Annotated in this window: 17 protein-coding genes and 1 pseudogene; 6 read left to right on the forward strand and 12 right to left on the reverse strand. The window is 67.6% G+C overall.

Going from position 1 to position 18,123, the window contains the following annotated elements; genetic code table 11:
- Window positions 1-34 precede the first annotated feature (34 nt).
- Both tmk and mltG read right to left on the reverse strand, forming a co-directional pair.
- The gene (gene tmk / locus GXN78_RS27585) at window positions 35-679 is read right to left on the reverse strand and encodes a dTMP kinase (protein ID WP_106554688.1); all 645 of its coding nucleotides are present in this window, start codon (window positions 677-679) and stop codon (window positions 35-37) included.
- Window positions 676-1,701 (reverse strand): endolytic transglycosylase MltG, encoded by a 1,026-nt coding sequence (mltG, locus tag GXN78_RS27590; RefSeq protein ID WP_106554775.1) that lies wholly within the window; start codon window positions 1,699-1,701, stop codon window positions 676-678. Before mltG ends, tmk begins: the two co-directional genes overlap by 4 nt.
- An 84-nt stretch (window positions 1,702-1,785) precedes the next feature.
- Here mltG and GXN78_RS27595 point away from each other — a divergent pair, with 84 nt between their 5' ends.
- A complete protein-coding gene (locus tag GXN78_RS27595; protein ID WP_106554687.1) occupies window positions 1,786-2,709 on the forward strand; it encodes a folate-binding protein YgfZ in 924 nt (307 codons plus the stop codon).
- A gap of 7 nt (window positions 2,710-2,716) precedes the next feature.
- Here GXN78_RS27595 and GXN78_RS27600 read toward each other — a convergent pair whose 3' ends face one another.
- From GXN78_RS27600 to GXN78_RS27625, 6 genes are all read right to left on the reverse strand, one after another.
- Window positions 2,717-2,929, reverse strand: a complete 213-nt coding sequence (locus tag GXN78_RS27600; protein WP_106554686.1) for a YbdD/YjiX family protein — start codon at window positions 2,927-2,929, stop codon at window positions 2,717-2,719.
- A complete protein-coding gene (locus tag GXN78_RS27605) occupies window positions 2,929-4,992 on the reverse strand; it encodes a carbon starvation CstA family protein (RefSeq protein ID WP_106554685.1) in 2,064 nt (687 codons plus the stop codon). Before GXN78_RS27605 ends, GXN78_RS27600 begins: the two co-directional genes overlap by 1 nt.
- Before the next feature lie 126 nt (window positions 4,993-5,118).
- Window positions 5,119-5,751, reverse strand: coding sequence for a response regulator transcription factor (locus GXN78_RS27610; protein ID WP_106554684.1), 633 nt, complete (start codon window positions 5,749-5,751; stop codon window positions 5,119-5,121).
- 2 nt (window positions 5,752-5,753) lie between these two features.
- Window positions 5,754-7,115, reverse strand: a complete 1,362-nt coding sequence (locus tag GXN78_RS27615; protein WP_106554683.1) for a cache domain-containing protein — start codon at window positions 7,113-7,115, stop codon at window positions 5,754-5,756.
- Window positions 7,116-7,152: 37 nt separating this feature from the next.
- Window positions 7,153-8,025, reverse strand: coding sequence for a YbgC/FadM family acyl-CoA thioesterase (locus tag GXN78_RS27620; protein WP_106554682.1), 873 nt, complete (start codon window positions 8,023-8,025; stop codon window positions 7,153-7,155).
- Complete coding sequence (locus GXN78_RS27625; protein ID WP_239142945.1) at window positions 8,022-8,972, reverse strand: alpha/beta hydrolase; 951 nt, start codon at window positions 8,970-8,972, stop codon at window positions 8,022-8,024. Before GXN78_RS27625 ends, GXN78_RS27620 begins: the two co-directional genes overlap by 4 nt.
- 65 nt (window positions 8,973-9,037) lie before the next feature.
- Here GXN78_RS27625 and GXN78_RS27630 point away from each other — a divergent pair, with 65 nt between their 5' ends.
- The gene (locus GXN78_RS27630; protein ID WP_106554681.1) at window positions 9,038-10,174 is read left to right on the forward strand and encodes an iron-containing alcohol dehydrogenase; all 1,137 of its coding nucleotides are present in this window, start codon (window positions 9,038-9,040) and stop codon (window positions 10,172-10,174) included.
- Here GXN78_RS27630 and GXN78_RS27635 read toward each other — a convergent pair.
- A complete protein-coding gene (locus GXN78_RS27635) occupies window positions 10,144-11,028 on the reverse strand; it encodes a LysR family transcriptional regulator (protein ID WP_106554680.1) in 885 nt (294 codons plus the stop codon). The genes GXN78_RS27630 and GXN78_RS27635 overlap by 31 nt on opposite strands.
- A 91-nt stretch (window positions 11,029-11,119) precedes the next feature.
- Between GXN78_RS27635 and bla the strand changes: the two genes are divergently transcribed.
- Window positions 11,120-11,998: a class A beta-lactamase gene (gene bla / locus GXN78_RS27640; protein WP_106554679.1), complete on the forward strand. Its 879-nt coding sequence runs from the start codon at window positions 11,120-11,122 to the stop codon at window positions 11,996-11,998.
- On the opposite strand, the pseudogene GXN78_RS27645 reads toward bla, so the two are convergent.
- A pseudogene (locus GXN78_RS27645) lies at window positions 11,985-12,212 on the reverse strand (DUF3016 domain-containing protein); the annotation flags it as partial. The gene bla and the pseudogene GXN78_RS27645 overlap by 14 nt on opposite strands.
- 227 nt (window positions 12,213-12,439) lie before the next feature.
- Between GXN78_RS27645 and GXN78_RS27650 the strand changes: the two are divergent.
- From GXN78_RS27650 to GXN78_RS27660, 3 genes are read left to right on the forward strand one after another with little or no spacing between them, the layout of a single operon-like run.
- Window positions 12,440-12,928, forward strand: a complete 489-nt coding sequence (locus GXN78_RS27650; protein WP_106554678.1) for a type III secretion system chaperone — start codon at window positions 12,440-12,442, stop codon at window positions 12,926-12,928.
- The gene (locus GXN78_RS27655; RefSeq protein WP_146162973.1) at window positions 12,925-16,302 is read left to right on the forward strand and encodes a hypothetical protein; all 3,378 of its coding nucleotides are present in this window, start codon (window positions 12,925-12,927) and stop codon (window positions 16,300-16,302) included. Before GXN78_RS27650 ends, GXN78_RS27655 begins: the two co-directional genes overlap by 4 nt.
- Before the next feature lie 6 nt (window positions 16,303-16,308).
- On the forward strand, window positions 16,309-16,689 hold the full coding sequence (locus GXN78_RS27660; protein WP_106554676.1) for a hypothetical protein: 381 nt from the start codon (window positions 16,309-16,311) through the stop codon (window positions 16,687-16,689).
- 117 nt (window positions 16,690-16,806) lie between these two features.
- On the opposite strand, the gene GXN78_RS27665 is transcribed toward GXN78_RS27660, so the two are convergent.
- Together GXN78_RS27665 and GXN78_RS27670 are read right to left on the reverse strand one after the other, a co-directional pair.
- On the reverse strand, window positions 16,807-17,793 hold the full coding sequence (locus tag GXN78_RS27665) for a tripartite tricarboxylate transporter substrate binding protein (RefSeq protein WP_106554675.1): 987 nt from the start codon (window positions 17,791-17,793) through the stop codon (window positions 16,807-16,809).
- 77 nt (window positions 17,794-17,870) lie between these two features.
- Window positions 17,871-18,092 carry a hypothetical protein gene (locus tag GXN78_RS27670; protein WP_106554674.1) on the reverse strand — a complete coding sequence of 74 codons (222 nt, stop codon included), beginning with the start codon at window positions 18,090-18,092 and terminating at the stop codon, window positions 17,871-17,873.
- Window positions 18,093-18,123 lie beyond the last annotated feature (31 nt).

Raw genomic sequence — 18,123 nt, forward strand, 5'->3', positions numbered from 1 at the left:
GCGGGGCTATGAGCCTTCGGAGCGGCCATGCGGCTCATGATTTGACGCCCACCAGCCCGCGCTGGACCAGCGCCGCCTCGACCTGCGCCCAGACCTGCTCGCGCGAACGGTTCGCGTCGATGCGCACGAAGCGCGGCGCGGCCGCGGCGCGCGCCGCATAGCCTTCAGCGACGCGGCGGAAGAACTCGACCGGCTGCGATTCGAACTTGTCCGGCAGCCGCGCGCCCGCCAGGCGCTCGGCCGCGGTCTCGGGCGGCAGGTCGAACCACAGCGTGAGCGCGGGTTGCAGCAGCGCGCCATCGCGCGCCTGCACCCACTGCTCCAGGGTCGAGAGCACCGCGTTGTCGAAGCCGCGCCCTGCGCCCTGGTAGGCGAAGGTGGCATCGGTGAAGCGATCGCACAGCACCACCTCGCCGCGCGCCAGCGCGGGCTCGATCACCTGCACGATGTGGTCGCGCCGCGCCGCGAACACCAGCAGCGACTCGGTCAGCGGGTCCATGGCCTGCGTGAGGATCATGGTGCGCAGCGTCTCGGCCAGCGGCGTGCCGCCAGGCTCGCGCGTGCGCGTGACCACCCTGCCCTGCGCCTTGAACAACGCCTCCAGCGCATCGATATGGCTGGACTTGCCGGCGCCGTCGATGCCTTCGAGCGTGAGGAAGAGGCCCTGCTGCTGCGTCATCGCTGCTCGCTCCGCGGTACAGGCTGCTCGATGCCGCGCTGGTAGCGGTTCACCGCGCGGTTGTGCTCGTCGAGCGAACTGCTGAAGTGGCTGGAGCCGTCGCCGCGCGACACGAAGTACAGCGACTTGCTCTGCGCCGGCTGCACCGCCGCCAGCAGCGCGGCCTTGCCCGGCATGGCGATCGGCGTCGGCGGCAGGCCGGGCCGCAGGTAGGTGTTCCAGGGCGTGTCGGCCTGCAGGTCCTTCTTGCGCAGATTGCCGTCGAAGCGCGTGCCCATGCCGTAGATCACGGTCGGATCGGTCTGCAGCGGCATGCCGGCGCGCAGGCGGTTGACGAACACGGCCGCGATCTCGGCCCGGTCCTTGGCCACGCCTGTCTCCTTTTCGACGATGCTGGCGAGGATCAGCGCCTCGTCGGCCGTCTTGAGCGGCAGATCGGCCGCGCGCGCGGCCCAGGCCGCTTCCAGCTTCTTGTCCATGGCCCGCATCGCCCGCTGCAGCACGGCGAGGTCGGTGGAGTTTTTCGAATAGGTGTAGGTGTCGGGGAAGAAGCGGCCCTCGGGATGCACGCCGGGCTTGCCGAGCCGGGCCATCAGTTCCTGGTCGCTCTGGCCCACGGTTTCGGGCTTCAGCTGCTCGGCCTTGGCCAGCGCGGCGCGTATCTGGCGGAAGCTCCAGCCCTCCACCAGCACGATGCTGCGCGTGGCCTCTTCGCCGCGCACCAGCATGTTGAGCAGCAGGCGCGGCGTGACGCCGCGCTCCAGCTCGTAGCTGCCGGCGCGGATCTGCCGGTCCTGCCCCGAGAAGCGGAACCACCCGTAGAGCAGTTGCCAGGGCACGTCCACGCCGGCCTCGACCACGGCCTGTGCGACGCCGCGCGGCGTGGTGCCCGGCTCGACCGAAAGGTCCACCGTGGGCGCCGGCAGCTTCAACGGCGCCTGCACCCACCAGAGCCCGGCCGCGCCCGAGCCGAGCACGACGAATGCGGCGAGCAGGAAGAGCGTGAGAAGAAAGCGGCGCACGGATGCGAATGAGGCGGGCAGAAGAAGGAAAACGCGGTAGCCCTGCGGGCCGAACGGAACGGAGCCGGCCATGATAATTCAGCGATGACCCCAGTCGTTCTGAATGGCGTAACAGCCCTTTCGCACCTCGGCGTGATCCGCGCCGAGGGCCCCGAAGCCGCCGATTTCCTCAATGGCCAGCTGACCCAGGACTTCGCCCTCCTCGGCCCCACCGAAGCGCGCCTGGCCGCGCTGTGCACGGCCAAGGGACGCGTGATCGCGAGCTTCATCGGCATCAGGCCGCAGCCCGAACGCGTGCTGCTGGTGATCGGCCGCGACATCCTTCCCGCGACGCTCAAGCGCCTGTCGATGTACGTGCTGCGCGCCAAGCTCAAGCTCAGCGATGCCAGCGATGAATTCATGCTCCACGGCCTGACCGGCACGGCGCTGACGGCCAACGGCGTCGATGCCGGCGCACCGCCCGGGCGCTGCTGCCAGGTCGGCGATGTCAGCGTGGTCTCGCTCTATCCCTCGGATCGCGTCCCACGCGCGCTGCGCATCGCGCCGGCGGGCAGTGCCGAGCCGGAAGGCCCGGCGCTCGATTCCGCGCTGTGGCAGTGGAGCGAGGTGCGCAGCGGCATCGTGACCGTCAGCGCGCCGATCGTCGATGCCTTCGTGCCGCAGATGCTCAATTACGAATCGGTGGGCGGCGTGAGTTTCAAGAAGGGCTGCTACCCCGGCCAGGAGGTGGTGGCGCGCAGCCAGTTCCGCGGCACCCTCAAGCGCAGGACCTACCTCGTGCAGGCGCCGGCGCCGTTGGCAGCGGGCCAGGAGGTCTTTGCCGCCAACGACCCCGAGCAGCCGGTCGGCATGGTCGCGCAGGCGGCGCCGACGCCCGGCGGCGGATGGGCTGCGCTCGTGTCCATGCAGATCGCGGCGCTCAATGCCGGTGGCCTGCACGCCGGCAGCGCCGAGGGGCCCGCACTCAGCGTCGAGCCCCTGCCCTACCCCTTGCTCGAAGACATCTGAGCCCGGCTCAACAGCAGCGGCCCTTGCCGCTGCCGTAGCGCGCCTCCAGGCGCTCGCGGAAGAAGGCCTCGTAGCTCATCGGCGCCTGGTCCGGATGCGTGCGCGCCATGTGGCTGAGGTAGGCGTCGTAGTCCGGCAGCCCCACCATCAGGCGCAGCGACTGCGCCAGCGAGCGGGTCAGATAGCGCCCGGCCTCGGGCAAGGCGGCCAGGGAGCGCATCAGGCGGCCTGAGTCGGCATCGGCTCGAAAGGCGTCTCGCGCGCCGTCGGCTTGTTCGCCGCGCGCGCCGCGAGCGCGCTGCGCACGCTGTAGACCAGCACGCTCAGCACCACGAAGATGAAGAGCCCGCACAGCGCCGCATCCAGCCGGTCGTTGAAGACGATGCGCGCCATCGCCTCGGGCGTCTTGGCGGGCGCGAGCAGCACGCCCTTCTCGATCGCCTCGGCGTATTTCGCCGCGTGCGACAGGAAGCCGACCTTCGGATCGGCCGAGAAGATCTTCTGCCAGCCCGCCGTCAGCGTACACACCAGCAGCCAGGCGGCCGGCGCGATCGCGACCCAGGCGTAGCGCTCGCGTTTCATGCGGAACAGCACCACCACGCCCAGCATCAGCGCCACCGCGGCCAGCATCTGGTTGGAGATGCCGAACAGCGGCCACAGCGTGTTGATGCCGCCCAGCGGATCGACCACGCCCTGATACAGGAAGTAGCCCCAGGCCGCGACGCAGAGGAAGGTGGCGAGCAGGTTGGCCACGAAGGAGTCGGTGCGCTTCAGCGCCGGCACGAAGCTCCCGAGCAGATCCTGCAGCATGAAGCGCCCGGCCCGGGTGCCGGCATCGACCGCGGTCAGGATGAACAGCGCCTCGAACAAAATCGCGAAGTGGTACCAGAAGGCCATCATGGCCGGCCCGCCGATGGCCTGGTGCAGGATGTGCGCCATGCCCACGGCGAGCGTGGGCGCGCCGCCGGCGCGGCCGAGAATCGTGCTCTCGCCCACGTCCTTCGCGGTTTGCACCAGCATCTCGGGCGTGACCACGAAGCCCCAGCTCGAGATGGTCTGCGCCACCGCAGCCGGCGTGTTGCCGACCAGCGCGGCCGGGCTGTTCATCGCGAAGTACACGCCCGGCTCGATGCAGGCCGCGGCCACCAGCGCCATCACCGCGACGAAGGACTCGGCCAGCATGCCGCCGTAGCCGATGAAGCGCGCATGGCGCTCGTTGTCCAGCATCTTCGGCGTGGTGCCCGAGGAGATCAGCGCATGGAAGCCCGACACGGCGCCGCAGGCGATGGTGATAAAGAGGAAGGGAAAGAGACTGCCCGACCACACCGGCCCGTTGCCCTGCGCGAACTGCGTCACCGCCGGCATCTGCAGCGTCGGCGCAACGAAGACGATGCCGATCGCCAGCGCGACGATGGTGCCGATCTTCAGGAAGGTCGAGAGGTAGTCGCGCGGCGCCAGCAGCAGCCACACCGGCAGGCTGGCGGCGATGAAGCCGTAGCCGATCAGCATCCAGGTCAGCGCCTTGCCGTCGAAGGTGAACATCGGCCCCCAGGTCGGGCTCTGCGCCACTGCCTGGCCGCCGAAGATCGCCAGCATCAGCAGCACGAAGCCGATCACCGAGATCTCGCCGATGCGCCCCGGGCGGATGTAGCGCAGGTACACGCCCATGAAGACCGCGACCGGAATGGTCGCTGCCACCGTGAAGGTGCCCCAGGGCGATTCGGCCAGTGCCTTCACCACGATCAGCGCCAGCACCGCCAGGATGATGATCATGATCATGAAGGTGCCGAACAGCGCGATCAGCCCCGGCACCGTGCCCATCTCCTGCTTGATCAGGTCGCCGAGCGAGCGGCCGTCGCGGCGGGTCGAGATGAAGAGCACGATGAAGTCCTGCACCGCGCCGGCGAAGACCACGCCGGCCAGGATCCACAGCAGGCCCGGCAGGTAGCCCATCTGCGCCGCGAGCACCGGGCCGACCAGCGGGCCGGCCCCGGCGATGGCCGCGAAGTGGTGGCCGAAGAGCACGTTCTTGTCGGTGGGCACGTAGTCCAGTCCGTCGTTGTGGCGGTGCGCCGGCGTCATGCGCTTGCCGTCCAGGCCGAGCACGCGGTCGGCGATGAAGAGGCTGTAGTAGCGATAGGCGATCAGGTAGGTGCAGAGGGCCGCGGCCACGACCCACAAGGCGCTGATGGCCTCGCCTCGCGCCAGGGCCACGGTGCCCAGCGAAAAGGCGCCGACCACGGCCACGACAAGCCACACCAGGTGGCGGCGGATGCTGTGCATGCGATGTCTCCAGACGTTGTGAACCCGGCGAGTGTCCCGATTCGCCGGCCGGTCGGCATCCGTCGCACCGCGCGGGCGGGACGCGTGGAGTTGCCTAAGGGATAACCCTGGAACGCCCAGGCCGCCTCAGCCTTGGCCGAACTGGCGGGCGTGCTCGACGGCGTATTTGATGAGCTCGGCTTGGCCCTCGATGCCGAGCCGCCGCTTGATACTCTGCCGATGCGCCTCGACCGTGCGCACGCTCAACCCGAGGTCGCGCGCGATCTGCTTGCTCGATTCCCCCCGCCCCAGTGCCGAGAGAATCTCGCTCTCCCGCGGCGTGAGCAGCGGCCTCGGCGCCTGGTTGCGGAACAGCCGCTGCGACACCGCCGGGCTCAGAAAGGTCCCGCCCGCCGCCGCCGCCTCGATGGCCGCGACGATCTCGGCCGCCGGCGCATCCTTGAGCACATAGCCGCGCGCCCCGGCCGCGAGCGCCTGCTGCACGTACTCGGGGTTGTCGTACATGCTGAGCATCACCACGCGCACCGCGGGCGCAACCGTCTGCAGCCGCGCGGCCAGCTCGATGCCGTTCATGTCCTTCATGCCCACATCGGCCAGCACCAGCTGCGGCTGCAGGCGCTCGATCGCTTCCAGCGCCTCGGCGGCGCTGCCGGCCTCGCCCACGATCTCGATGCCCGGCAAAGGGTCGAGACGCGCATGCAGTCCGTCGCGCACCAGCGGATGGTCGTCGACCAGGAACAGGCGGATCGGCTGCGTCATCGTCACGTCGCCTCCAGGCTCTTCGCCGGGACGAAGGCGACGATGGCGGTCCCCTTGCTGCCCGAGTGCAGGTCCAACCGCCCGCCGATGGCCGCGATGCGCTCGCGCATGTTGCGCAGCCCGATGCCCCGGCGCGGATCGAGCTGCGTGGTCTGCAGGTCGAAGCCGACCCCATCGTCGTTCACCTCCAGCCGCACGCCGCGCCGCTCGAAGTCCAGTGCGATGCGCACCTGCCGCGCCCGTGCATGCTTGCGCACATTGGTCAGCGCCTCCTGGGTCACGCGGAACAGCGCAGTCTTGACCTCCTCCGGCAGCTCGCAAGGCGTCCCCTGCACCGCGACCGAGGCGGCGACCGCGCCCTCCTCGCCGAACTCCGCGCCCAGCCGCTCGAGCGCGGCCGGCAGGCCCAACTGGTCCAGCAGCGCCGGCCGCAGCCGGTGCGAGATGCGCCGCACCTCGGCCAGCGCCTCGTTGAGCCGCACGAGCGCCCTGCCCAGCACCGGCGGCGTGGGCTGCTGCCCGCGCTCCAGCGTATCGACCGCCGACTCCACCAGCAGCTTGGTCGACACCAGCGTCTGGCTGGTGCCGTCGTGCAGCTCGCGCGCGAGGTGGCCGCGCTCTTCTTCCTGCGACTGCACCACCTGCCGCGCGAGCAGACGCAGCTTTGCCTCGGCCACGCGGTGCTCGCTGAGGTTGAGCAGCAGCCCCCCGGCGCTGACCACCGCCAGGCACAGCGCCGCGATGCCGGCGATCCACAGCATGGTGGTCGCGACGTTCTGGTTCATCTGCCGGTCCAGCGTCTGCATGGTCGACTGGATGTCGTCCATGTACAGCCCGGTGCCGACCATCCAGTTCCAGCGCGGCAGCGTCGTCACGTAGCCCAGCTTGGGCGCGGTCTGCGCACTGGAGGGCTTGCGCCACTCGTACTGGACGAAGCCGCCGCCGGTGCGCGCCTGCGCGATCAGTTCCTGGATGGTGAAGCGGCCGCGCGAGTCGCGCAGCTCCCAGAGGTTCTGGTTCACCAGTTCGGGTTGGCGCGAATGCATCAGCGAGCGGCCCTGCAGGTCGTAGACGAAGAAGTAGCCGTCGCTGCCGTAGTCCAGCGCGGCCAGCCGGCGCAGGGCCTCGGCGCGCGTGGCCTCGTCGTCGAGGCCCGCGTCATAGAGCGGCCGCACCACGCTGATTGCCAGCTCCACGTAACTGCGCAGCTCGCTGCGGCGCTGGTCCATGTAGGTCTGCTCGATCAGCGCGCGCTCACGCCGCGCCAGGTCGCGCTCCTGGTGGCGCACGGCCAGCGCCACCAGCACCAGCGCGACCAGCAGCGGCGCGACGGCCAACGCGACGATCTTGGTGCGGAGGTTCATGTTCCACCTATGGCCGGCCAGCCGGCGCCGTGCGGGTTCAGAGTGCGCGCCGCATCTCGATATGGGCGATGCCCGCTTCCTCGAAGGGCTCGCCGTGCGGCACATAGCCCAGGCGCGTGTAGAAGACTTCGGCGCTGCGCTGCGCGTGCAGCGCCACCTCGCGGTCGCCGCGCGCCTTGGCGGCTTCTTCGAGCGCACGCAGTACCGCCGCGCCGTGGCCGCCGCCGCGCAGCACGCGGTGCACCGCCATGCGGCCGATGCGGCCCTGGCCGGGCGCGCCGCCCGGCACGAGGCGCCCGGTCGCGATCACCTGGCCCAGGCGGTTACGCGCCACCGCGTGCACGGCGCTCTCGTCGTGCTCGTCCCATTCGAGCTCCTTGGGAATGCGCTGCTCCTCGATGAAGACGCTGCGGCGCACCGCGCCGGCGCCCTCGCCCAGCTCGGTCCAGCTGCCGGTCTTGACTTCACTCAAGGCTTCGCCGGCCTCATAGGCCGTGAAGATCTCACGCAGCAAGGCCGGCACCGGCTTCGAGGTCTGCGTGGCCGGATCGGCGAACACGTAGACCAGTTCGCAGCCCACCAGGAAGTCCTCGCCCCGGAACAGCCCGCCGTGGAAGACGATGGAGGAATTGCCCACGCGCACGCATTTCATCGCGACGTCCAGCACGTCGTCGACCCGCGCCGAGGCCTGGAAATCGATGGTGGCCTTGCGCACGTAGAGGTCGCCGCCCAGCGCGTCCATCGCCTCCTGGTACGGCAGCGCCAGGGCGCGCCAGTAGTCGGAGATCGCGGTGTCGAAGTACATCAGGTAATGGGCATTGAAGACGATCTTCTGCATGTCCACCTCGGCCCAGCGCACGCGCAGGCGGTGGAAGAAGCGGTAGTCGGATCGGCGGGTGTTCTCGGTCATGGTTGCAAGGCTTCCTTCAGGGCGCGCGCCGCATCGGCCTGGGCCTGCAGCGCTTCGGGGATGGCACGGCCCATTTTGACGAACTCGTGGATCACGCCGCGGTAGATCTCCAGATCCACCGGCACGCCCGTGGCGCGCAGCTTGTCGGCATAGGCGATGCCCTCGTCGACCACCGGGTCGCATTCGGCCAGGCCGATCCAGGCGGGCGCGACGCCTTCGACGTCCTCGGCGTTGAGCGGCGCGAAGCGCCAGTCGTCCCGCTCGGCCTGACTGTTGAGGTACTGGGCGAAGAACCAGGTGATGAGCGGCTCGCCGAGCAGCGGGCCGTCGGCGAAGCGATGGTGCGAGGCCGTGTCCTGATGCGAGGTGGTGCCCGGATAGAAGAGCATCTGCAAGGCCACCGGCAGGCCCGCGTCGCGCGCGAGGATGGCGCACACCGCCGCCAGCGTGCCGCCCGCGCTGTCGCCGCCCAATGCCAGGCGCGACCCATCCAGCCTCAGTTCGGTGGCGCTCTTCGCGACGAAGAGGCAGGCGTCCCAGGCGTCGTTCGAGGCGGTCGGGAACTTGTGCTCGGGCGCCAGGCGGTAGTCCACCGAAACGACGGCGCAGCCGCTCTTCTCGCTCAGCACGCGGCACAGCGTGTCGTGGGTGGCGATGCTGCCGACGGTGAAGCCGCCGCCGTGGAAGAACAGCAGCACCGGCAGCCGCGCTTGCGAAGGCGCGTAGAGGCGGGCCGGCAGCGCATGGCCATCGCGCGCGGGGATCGCGAAGTCCTCGACGCGCGCCAACTGCGGCTTGGGCACCTCGAGCACGCTGGCGCCCTTCTCGTAGGCGGCCTTGGCCTGGGCGGGTGTGAGCGTGTAGTACGGCGCCTGGTGGGCGCGGGCCATGCGGTCGACCACGCCGGCCATCTTGGCGGTGAGGGGCGGCGCGAGGGTTTGGGTCATGGGCAAGAGGGGCGGCGCTTGTTAAATTGGAAGGCCCGAATCGTAGCCCCACCTCCACACGACCCATGGCCCTCATCCAATACCTGACCCAAATCCAGTTCGACTTCGGCGCCATCCAGCTGCTGCGCAGCGAATGCGAGCGCATCGGCATCGCGCGGCCTCTCATCGTCACCGACGCCGGCGTGCGCGCGGCCGGCATCCTGCAGAAAGCGCTGGATGCGCTGGGCGACCTGCCGGCCGCGGTGTTCGACCAGACGCCCTCCAACCCCACCGAGGCTGCCGTGCGCGCCGCCGCCGCGATCTACCGCGAGCAGCGTTGCGACGGCCTCATCGCCGTCGGCGGCGGCTCGGCCATCGACTGTGCCAAGGGCGTGGCGATCGCGGCCACGCACGAGGGGCCGCTCAAGACCTACGCCACCATCGAAGGCGGCTCGCCGAAGATCACCGAGCGCGTGGCGCCGCTGATCGCCGTGCCCACCACCAGCGGCACCGGCAGCGAGGTGGCGCGCGGCGCCATCGTCATCGTCGACGACCATCGCAAGCTCGGCTTCCACAGCTGGTTCCTGATGCCCAAGGCCGCCATCTGCGACCCCGAGCTCACGCTGGGCCTGCCGCCGCGGCTCACGGCCGCCACCGGCATGGACGCCATCGCGCACTGCATGGAAACCTTCATGTCGGCCGCCTTCAATCCGCCGGCCGACGGCATCGGCCTCGACGGCCTGCAGCGCGCCTGGGGCTACATCGAGCGCGCCACCAAGGACGGCAGCGACCGCGAGGCGCGCCTCAACCTGATGAGCGCCTCGATGCAGGGCGCCATGGCCTTCCAGAAGGGACTGGGCTGCGTGCACTCGCTGAGCCACAGCCTGGGCGGCATCGACCCGCGCCTGCACCACGGCACCCTCAACGCCCTCTTCCTGCCGGCCGTCATCCGCTTCAACGCCGGCGCGGAGTCGGTGCAGAAGGAGCAGCGCCTGCAGCGCATGGCGCAGGCCATGCACCTCGACTCCCCGGGCGACCTTGCGGCCGCGATCCGCGACATGAACGCGCGTCTGGGCCTGCCCGCGGGCTTGGCCGAGGTGGACGTCACGCCTGCGATGTTCGAGCCCATCATCGACGGCGCGATGGCCGACCACTGCCACAAGACCAACCCGCGGCTGGCGACGCGCGAGGACTACCGCGCGATGCTCGAAGCCTCGATGTAGTCCAACAGCCAGCGCCGGAAGGCCTCCATCGCGGCGCTGGGCTTCCTCGACTTGAGCCGCACCAGCCAGTAGCTGCCCGTCATCACCTCGGTCGAAAGGGGCCGCACGAGCCGGCCTTCGTCCAGCTCGCGCTCGAACATCGAGGCCGGGGCGAGCGCCACGCCGGCGCCCTGCATGGCCGCCTCCACCATCAGCCGCGAGGAATCGAAAACGGGCCCGCGGATCGCCGGGCAGGCCGCGCCGGCGGCCGCGAACCAGGCCGGCCAGTCCTCCGCGCGGTAGGAGCGCAGCAAGGTCTGTTGCGCGAGGTCCCGCGGCCTGACGATGCGCGCCGCGATCGCCGGCGCGCACAGCACCGAGAGCGGCGCCGCCATCAGGTGCTCGGCCTTCAGGCCCGGCCAGTTGCCGTCGCCGAAGCGGATCGCGAAGTCCAGCCCCTCGCCCGCCAGGTCGACCACGTTGTTGTGCGTCATCAGCCGCAGGTCGACGAAGGGGCAGCCCTGCTGGAACAGGCGCAGCCGCGGCAGCAGCCAGCCGACCGCGAAGGTGCCCACCACGCCCACCGTCAGCACCTCGAAGAACTGGCCGTTGTCGAACTGCTGAACCACCGCCTCCATGCGGCCGAAGGACTCGGCCAGCACCGGCAGCAGTGCCTGACCCTCGTCGCTGAGCGCGAGCCCGCGCGGCAGCCGGCGGAACAGCGCCACGCCCAGCCGCGCCTCGAGGCCGCGCACCTGCTGGCTGACCGCGGCCTGCGTCACGTTCAGCTCGTCGGCCGCCAGCGTGAAGCTGAGATGCCGCGCGGAGGATTCGAAGGCGCGCAGCGCATTGAGGGGAAGATGGGCCCGTGCCATAAGATTTTCTTGTGCGAGACAGCAAATACTATCGTTTGTGCCTGCGCCGCGGATCGCCGAAAGTCGCCTCTCTTTCAGGAGCTTTCATTTCATGATCCATCGACGTCAATTCACCGGCGCCCTTCTTCTTCCCCTGGCCGCCGCTTCCTTCGACCTTCGCGCCGAGAGCCGTCCGGGTCTGGCGCGGCAACTCGCCGAGATCGAGAAAAAGGTCGGCGGCCGGCTCGGTGTCCATGTGCTCGACACCGCCGATGGCCGGCGCGCCGGCCATCGCCAGGACGAGCGCTTCGCGCTGTGCAGCACCTTCAAGTTCCTGGCCGCCGCGCTGGTGCTGGCACGGGTGGACCAGGGCAAGGAGCGGCTGGATCGCCGCGTCACCTACGCACGCGACGACCTGGTGCCCTACTCCCCCGCGACCGAGAAGCACGCGGGCGGCGAAGGCATGACCATGGCGCAGCTGTGCGAGGCCGCGGTCACCCTGAGCGACAACACCGCGGCCAACCTGATGCTGGCGAGCTTCGGCGGCCCGGCCGGCCTCACCGCCTACATGCGCTCGCTGGGCGACACGCACACGCGGCTCGATCGCATCGAGCCCGGGCTCAACGAAGCGCGCGCGGAGGATCCGCGCGACACCACCACGCCGGCCGCGATCGTGGACAGCATGCAAAAGACTCTCTTGGGCAATGCGCTCGCGCCCGCCTCGCGCGTCCGGCTGCTGCAATGGCTGGACGACAACAAGACAGGCGGCCAGCGCATCCGCGCCGGCCTGCCCGCAGACTGGAAGGTGGGCGACAAGACCGGCACGGGCGAGAACGGCGCAACCAACGACATCGCGATCCTGCGGCCGCCGGGGCGCGCGCCCGTCCTGCTGTCGGTCTACCTGACGGAGACCAAGTCGTCGATGGCCGATCGCAATGCGGCCCACGCCGCCGTCGCCGCCGCAGCCGCGGCCTGGGTCACTGGCGCCTGACGAAGCGCCTGTCGAACCAATCGTCCAGCATCGCCTTCTCGTAGCGCAGGCGGTCGCTGGTCATGTAGCGGTTGGCCGTCATCAGGTAGTGCATGTCCGAGACCTGCTCCTCGGCGCTCGCCACCGCCTGTCCGCCGCGCTCGAGCGTGTAGCGCAGCTTGATGCGCGGCCAGGTCACGCCGCGCAGCACCCGCAGGTCGCCGGCGAAGGGGCCGCGCCATGGCTCCTAGCCGCCCGCAAGGTCGATGTCGAGCACCTCGATACCCTGCGCGATAGCAGGTTCCCGAGGGGCTCGCTCTCTGCCCTCACGGCGCCATGCAAATGATCTTGCGCTGGGAACTCCGCATCCACTGCTGTTACTGAGCTATGGACCACGACGCACGGTTCCGCTTATGAGAGACGGCGTCGCGGCATAAAACTGCCCCCTGGAGAGACCTTTTCATGCAAATATCCGGGCGCTTGCAATGGCGAGCCGCGTTCTTCAATGGCCTCGTCGAGCAGCACTGCACGGCCGGCAACCTCCCGCTGCCTCAGGTACAGCCCCATGGCGGCTATGCCTTCAGTGACGGTGGAATTTGCGCCGTGCACGCGATCTGCCGCGGACAGTTCCTGGAGCTGACTACATCCGCGGGTCGCATTCCCTTGACGCAGATGCCGGCCCGGCCGCCTACATCGGAATCGTGGAGTTTGCCGCTACTGAACTCGGGCTTGCTGCGGCCCGCGGAAGAAGGCGCGCCTCCCAGTATTGGCGTAACGCATGGCGTCGCCGGATTCGAGCGGTCCGAGATCGACTTGGAAACAAGACAACTGATTCTTCGACATTGGCTGGCCATGGAAGAGCTGGATCAACCTACCTTCAGCCGCGCAGTGGAAGGCATGCGTGAACGCGCCGTTCTTTGGAATTCGCTCTTCGAACTGGAGAACACGTGAACCCTGTCAACAACAACCAAGTCTCGACTTACAGCCCAGCAGTCCGCACAGATCGAATCAATGCGCCCTCTGTCATCGCGCTCGAAGTGCCGCTGTATATGCTTCAACAGAATCCGCTGGTCGACCCAATTTCACTTCTCGTCACCGAAGCTGAGCAACTGCTCCGGCATCAGGCAGTCAGGGAGGCATTGAAGGTCCTGCTGAAGGCCGGGCACGGGTTCATTCCCGGACCGCGGGCTCAGCAACTCGTATTCCAGGGGACGACCGACTCGGCATGCATGTTGATGCGAGCGCTGATAGGAGCTGGCGAACCCGGCTCGGCTGCGGCCAGGGCAATCTACACGCATCTCCGCCATTTGCCGGAGTTTCGTCAAGCGCTGTGCATGACCCTGGCGCAGGAGCTTCAGCGCATGGTGCATGCGGAGGCGCAACTGCCCGATTCGTTCGATTGGGCGTGGAACGTCTGTGCGGCCGAAGCGCTGGCGCGGGACGACCACCCTGCCGTCGTTCGCTTCGCGCATGCCTGCTCGAGCGGGGCCCTCTTGCCAATCCTTCAGCTTGCGGGGCGCATCGATCCCGCCCAGCGCTCGGCCCTGATGCGTGCCGGCTTCCCGCTCGACCGTTGCATTACTGCCTGGATCGCAAGATGCGAGCAGCTCCGGACCACAACCAACCAAACCAACCAGGACGAGAAAGATCGCCGGCTGGCATTTCTGGCCGCGCAGCTGGGGATCTTGACGGAATGCTGCGGACTGGCCGGGCGTAGCGACGAGTTCCGCGAGCAACTGATCGATTTGGCTCAGAGGCTGATGGACGAGTGCGTGAAGCAGTCATCGGTCCAGGCTAGATCCAGTTTGGCGGATGTGGCCCGGGTCTTGACTTATCTGGGCGTCGCCGGCGACGAGGTGGAGGCCCCAGACCTTGAAGGCCTGGAAAAGGAGTTCTTGGAGCAGTTGGACAACAAGGCTTTCTCGGAGGCATCCAAGACGCTCCGGGCGATTCGCGCCACGAAACAATGCCCTGCGGAGAGCCTGCAACTGATGTTTTTCTCGTTGTGGTCCGCAATGGCGGAGGACGCAGGGCCACTCAACAGAATCGGCTGGAAGCAGGTAGATGCGGCCCAGGAGATCAACGTGGCCAAGCATGTGCAACTCGCCGAGGTCTTGCTGGAGTTCGGTGGCGCTACCGACCTTGAGTATGCCGTGACACAGCTTGTCGAGCTCTTGAGGGAATGCATGGCTTACGGCTCCCTGAACGCCCCCCAAGCGCAGACCGTGCAGGTTCTTCTAGCTCGATCCATCAAGCAAATGTTCCACAGTGGCGCCTTCCCTGCAGCGATGCCGCGGTGGCGGCAGTTTCTCGCCTTGAGGCATCTGGACTGGGCAATCGATCTGTATAAATCCATTTTGCGCCTGAGAGGATGCACATCCAATATCGCCGGTGAACTGCTGTACGACCTTCAAAAGGCCTTCGTCGGCGAACTGGCGAAGTGCGAGCAGCGAGATGAAGGCTACATTGCCAAGGAACTGCAATTGGCGCGCCTGCTTTGCGAGTTCGGAGGAAGCCGTCAACTGCAAATGGTTCGCGGCAGGCTGGAGAGCCTGCTCCTGGTCTGCGCATCCGATGAATCCCGATTCGCGTCAGCCGAGAAATCCGTCCGCAAGCAGCTTCTGTCCGTTGCGCTGAGCATGCTGGAACTCGGCGATATTGGAACCGGCTTGGAGCTTTGGACCAAGCATGAGGGCGGCCCGCTCGATCTAGCGCTCCCGAAGCAGCCCGAACGACTCGTGACCTTCGTCCGCACGCTCAATGCCCTTGCCAATTTTCCCGGCTCAAACAAACAGGAGTTGAAGGCCAAGCTCGACAGCGCATGGGACTCGCTACTCGATGCTGACGAGCCTTGGAGCTTCTACCAATGCGACTTCATCGTGCGTAACCTCCTTGAGACGCTTACCAGCCTTGTAGAACGAGGTCCGGACAGTTCCCGCAGCTTGTTGAATTTTGGCAACTGGTCAGGGGACGAATTTCATATCGAACGCGACTTGGTCGCGCTTGTACAGTGGTTCGGTCCGCTTGCCGATTCGGAGCCGCCGGGCCTGACGACAATCGTTTTCGACGACGCCGAGGAGACCAAGCGTTTCCAGGCCTTCGCGCAAGCGGCTTGGCTGATCGCCCGCATCCGTGCAAACCTGGACCACGGCGTCATTGATGCAACCACCTTTCAAAGCGAACTTGCGGGACTCGATCGTGAGTTGCTCTTCGTATTGGCGATAAATTCAGGCCTGTTGAAGCAGACTCTCGGGGAGTGGCTGGGTCGCTGCATCAAGGCCGCGCGCGGCTTGAACGCCGGGAACATCCTCGCACCGCTCGCGGCCATGTTCTTCGGCGACAACGGCGGCCTCGCACGTACAGCGAAGATTGATCTTGTCGAGATCGCCGCGCAGCATATGGACAGTGAGGAGGAGCGCTACCTGTTTCTCCGGGAGCTCATCTTCGTGCCGACGGAACTGAGGAATTCTCTTGCAGACCGCTTTGCCGATTGGTTTACGCCAGCAGTTCTTTCGTCCCTGGAGGTCGCTGCCATGGAAGGGGACGCAGAGGCAAAGCGCCATCTCGTCCGCTTGCTCTGGACCAGCCTCTCGCCGCCGCCGGCCATCTATGGCCACCCAGACCGGATGCGCATCGCCGAAGCGGCGATCCGGCTGCTGCACGCTGTGCCGCTGGACGAGCGCAAGCCGGGTGACCTCGAAGGCCTACTGATCATCAAGACGCACACGCTCTCGGGGATCGCGTGGCTCGCAAACATCAACGACGATGCGGCATTCGATCGCGGAATGCCGTACAGGATCAGCAGGGCACTTGTCGAGTGGCTCGGAATCGCAGTCATCTTCCTGGGTTGGCGGGAAGCATTTGGATGGGGGCACCCCCAAGTTGCCGAGCCGATTGCCGCAAAGCTCGCGGAAATAATTTCGGCGAGCCGTAGCGCTGCAGGACTGGATGCGCCCAGCACTGTCGTAGGCTACGCGGTGCTGAGCGAGACAGAGAAGCTGCTCCAGCCGAGCATTTCATCGAACTTGGGACGCCCTTGGGACACAATTTTGTATGCCCTGAACCACTATCCCGACCTGTTGTCCGGGATCCCGTCGGCCGTGTGGGCCGGCACCGACGCCGTCAGAAAGGAAACCAACGTGCAGCCGGACATCACCGGCAGCCTGGGCGAACTGATTGCCGAGCGGATCCTTGAAATGGCCACGTTCGAACCAGGCATGATCCCGGAGCAGACGTTGAAAGCCGAAGTCGCCAAGCAGTTCATCCTGGCTGCCTTCCTTGTCATCTTGCTGAAGGCACTCTACGAGCGCTTGTTCTGGCGCTGAGATCACATGAATTCCATCGACGTTTCGAAATACGCCGAGCTGAAAATAACAGCAAGCATTGAGATCGCCGACGAACTGCTGCAAGTCCGTCATGCGCTTTCGGGGTTTGTCCAGGCATTGCGGGCGGGTGGCCCGCTGCCGCCGCTGCTGCCTCGGCCGGATGCCTTCGATCTCCCGACGCTCGAAGTGACTGCCAGGAAACTGATCGACCGCGGCAAGCCGGGCGACGGGCTGCTCCCGGTGGTGCTTCTTGCCCTCCATCCCGACGCCGAAGAGCGCCATGTGGCCCTTGCTCGCGAGTGCCTGGAGTGCCTGGGGCAGCCCGCGCTCGCGACGGAACTGGGTGCGTTCGCAGGGCTGCTTCGGCGCGATCAAGATGTCCGCTGAGCGCGTGCCCGGCAAGCCGATGGCGCTACACGCTTCGACCATATGGTGACGCACTGACTTGTCGATCCATGGGGCGCTCATTGGATGGCAGGACTCTTTCGATGCCCTGCCCCGCGCTCACTCGGCCTTCACGCCCGCCGTCCGGATGACCTTGCCCCACTTCTCGGTCTCGGCCGCGATGAAGGCATCGAACTCCTCGGGCGTGCTGCCGGCCGGGAAGGTGCCCATCGCGTCGAGCTTCGCGCGGGTCTCGTCGCTCTTGATGATCCGGGCCACCTCTTCCGACATGCGCTTGACGATCTCGCGCGGCGTGCCCGCCGGCGCCAGAATGCCGGCCCAGGTGCTGCCGGTGAAGCCCGCGAAGCCCTGCTCGATAAAGGTGGGCACCTCGGGCACGGCCGGCAGCCGGCGGTCGCTGGCCACGCCGATCAGGCGCACCTTGCCGGCCTTGCCTTGGTTGATGAGCCCGGTCGGCGCGTCGAAGAAGAGCTGGATCTGCCCGCCCAGCAGGTCCGTCAGCGCCGGCACTGCGCCGCGGTACGGGATGTGGGTCATGTAGGTCTTGGTGAGCGACTTCCACAGCTCGCTGGTCAGGTGCGCGGCCGAGCCGTTGCCCGAGGAGCCGAAGCTGATCTTGCCGGGATGCGCGCGCGCATAGTCGATCAGCTCCTTCGCGGTCTTGAAGGGTGCGTCGTTGTTCACCGCCGCGAGCAGCGGCGAGATGCCCAGCAGCGAGACGCCCGTGAGGTCCTTCTTCGGGTCGTAGGGCAGCTTGGGGTAGAGCGTCGTGTTGGCCGCGTAGGCCGCGATCACCACGCCGAAGGTGCTGCCATCGGGCGCCGACTTGGCCAGCGCATCCACGCCGATCAGGCTGTTGGCGCCGGGCTTGTTGTCGATCACCACCGGCTGGCCCAGCCGCGCAGTAAGACCAGGCTGCACCAGGCGCGCCATCTGGTCGGTGAAGCCGCCGGGCGTATAGGGGACGATGATGCGGATCGGCTTGCTGGGCCAGGCGGCCTGCGCGAAGCCGGGTGCCGCGATCGATGCCGCGGCCGCGGCGGCCGAGAGGTTGAAGGCGCGGCGGGACAACGGGGCTTGCTGCATAAAGACGACTCCTCGAATGGAGCGCCGATTCTGGAAGGCTGTGGCATCCCTGCCCTCAGGGTTTGCCCCGCAGGAGCTCAGCCCTTCCTGCCGCCGAACACCACCAGCGCCCCGCCCACCACGATGGCGGCCACGCCGGCCCAGGTGGGGAAGCTGATGGTCTCCTTCTCCTTCACCGACAGCTCGATCGGCCCGATCTTGGCCTGGTGCGTTTCCTTGGTGAAACTGAAGCCGCCCAGGCCGATGGCGGCGATGCCGGCGACGATCAGGATCAGGCCGATGATTCGTGTTGCGTTCATGGTGTCGTGCTTCCCCGTGGTTCGAAGTAGA

The organism is Variovorax sp. WS11 (assembly GCF_010499245.1).
Classification (GTDB): Bacteria; Pseudomonadota; Gammaproteobacteria; order Burkholderiales; family Burkholderiaceae_C; genus Variovorax.

Excerpts from the sequence above, each read along its gene's own strand:
- GXN78_RS27665 (WP_106554675.1), bottom strand. The coding sequence starts at position 17,793 with ATGCAGCAAGCCCCGTTGTCCCGCCGCGCCTTCAACCTCTCGGCCGCC.
- GXN78_RS27650 (WP_106554678.1), top strand. The coding sequence starts at position 12,440 with ATGCAAATATCCGGGCGCTTGCAATGGCGAGCCGCGTTCTTCAATGGC.
- GXN78_RS27670 (WP_106554674.1), bottom strand. The coding sequence starts at position 18,092 with ATGAACGCAACACGAATCATCGGCCTGATCCTGATCGTCGCCGGCATC.
- GXN78_RS27620 (WP_106554682.1), bottom strand. The coding sequence starts at position 8,025 with ATGACCGAGAACACCCGCCGATCCGACTACCGCTTCTTCCACCGCCTG.
- GXN78_RS27615 (WP_106554683.1), bottom strand. The coding sequence starts at position 7,115 with ATGAACCTCCGCACCAAGATCGTCGCGTTGGCCGTCGCGCCGCTGCTG.
- GXN78_RS27635 (WP_106554680.1), bottom strand. The coding sequence starts at position 11,028 with ATGGCACGGGCCCATCTTCCCCTCAATGCGCTGCGCGCCTTCGAATCC.
- GXN78_RS27600 (WP_106554686.1), bottom strand. The coding sequence starts at position 2,929 with ATGCGCTCCCTGGCCGCCTTGCCCGAGGCCGGGCGCTATCTGACCCGC.
- tmk (WP_106554688.1), bottom strand. The coding sequence starts at position 679 with ATGACGCAGCAGCAGGGCCTCTTCCTCACGCTCGAAGGCATCGACGGC.
- GXN78_RS27630 (WP_106554681.1), top strand. The coding sequence starts at position 9,038 with ATGGCCCTCATCCAATACCTGACCCAAATCCAGTTCGACTTCGGCGCC.
- GXN78_RS27605 (WP_106554685.1), bottom strand. The coding sequence starts at position 4,992 with ATGCACAGCATCCGCCGCCACCTGGTGTGGCTTGTCGTGGCCGTGGTC.
- GXN78_RS27595 (WP_106554687.1), top strand. The coding sequence starts at position 1,786 with ATGACCCCAGTCGTTCTGAATGGCGTAACAGCCCTTTCGCACCTCGGC.
- GXN78_RS27625 (WP_239142945.1), bottom strand. The coding sequence starts at position 8,972 with ATGACCCAAACCCTCGCGCCGCCCCTCACCGCCAAGATGGCCGGCGTG.
- GXN78_RS27660 (WP_106554676.1), top strand. The coding sequence starts at position 16,309 with ATGAATTCCATCGACGTTTCGAAATACGCCGAGCTGAAAATAACAGCA.
- bla (WP_106554679.1), top strand. The coding sequence starts at position 11,120 with ATGATCCATCGACGTCAATTCACCGGCGCCCTTCTTCTTCCCCTGGCC.
- GXN78_RS27610 (WP_106554684.1), bottom strand. The coding sequence starts at position 5,751 with ATGACGCAGCCGATCCGCCTGTTCCTGGTCGACGACCATCCGCTGGTG.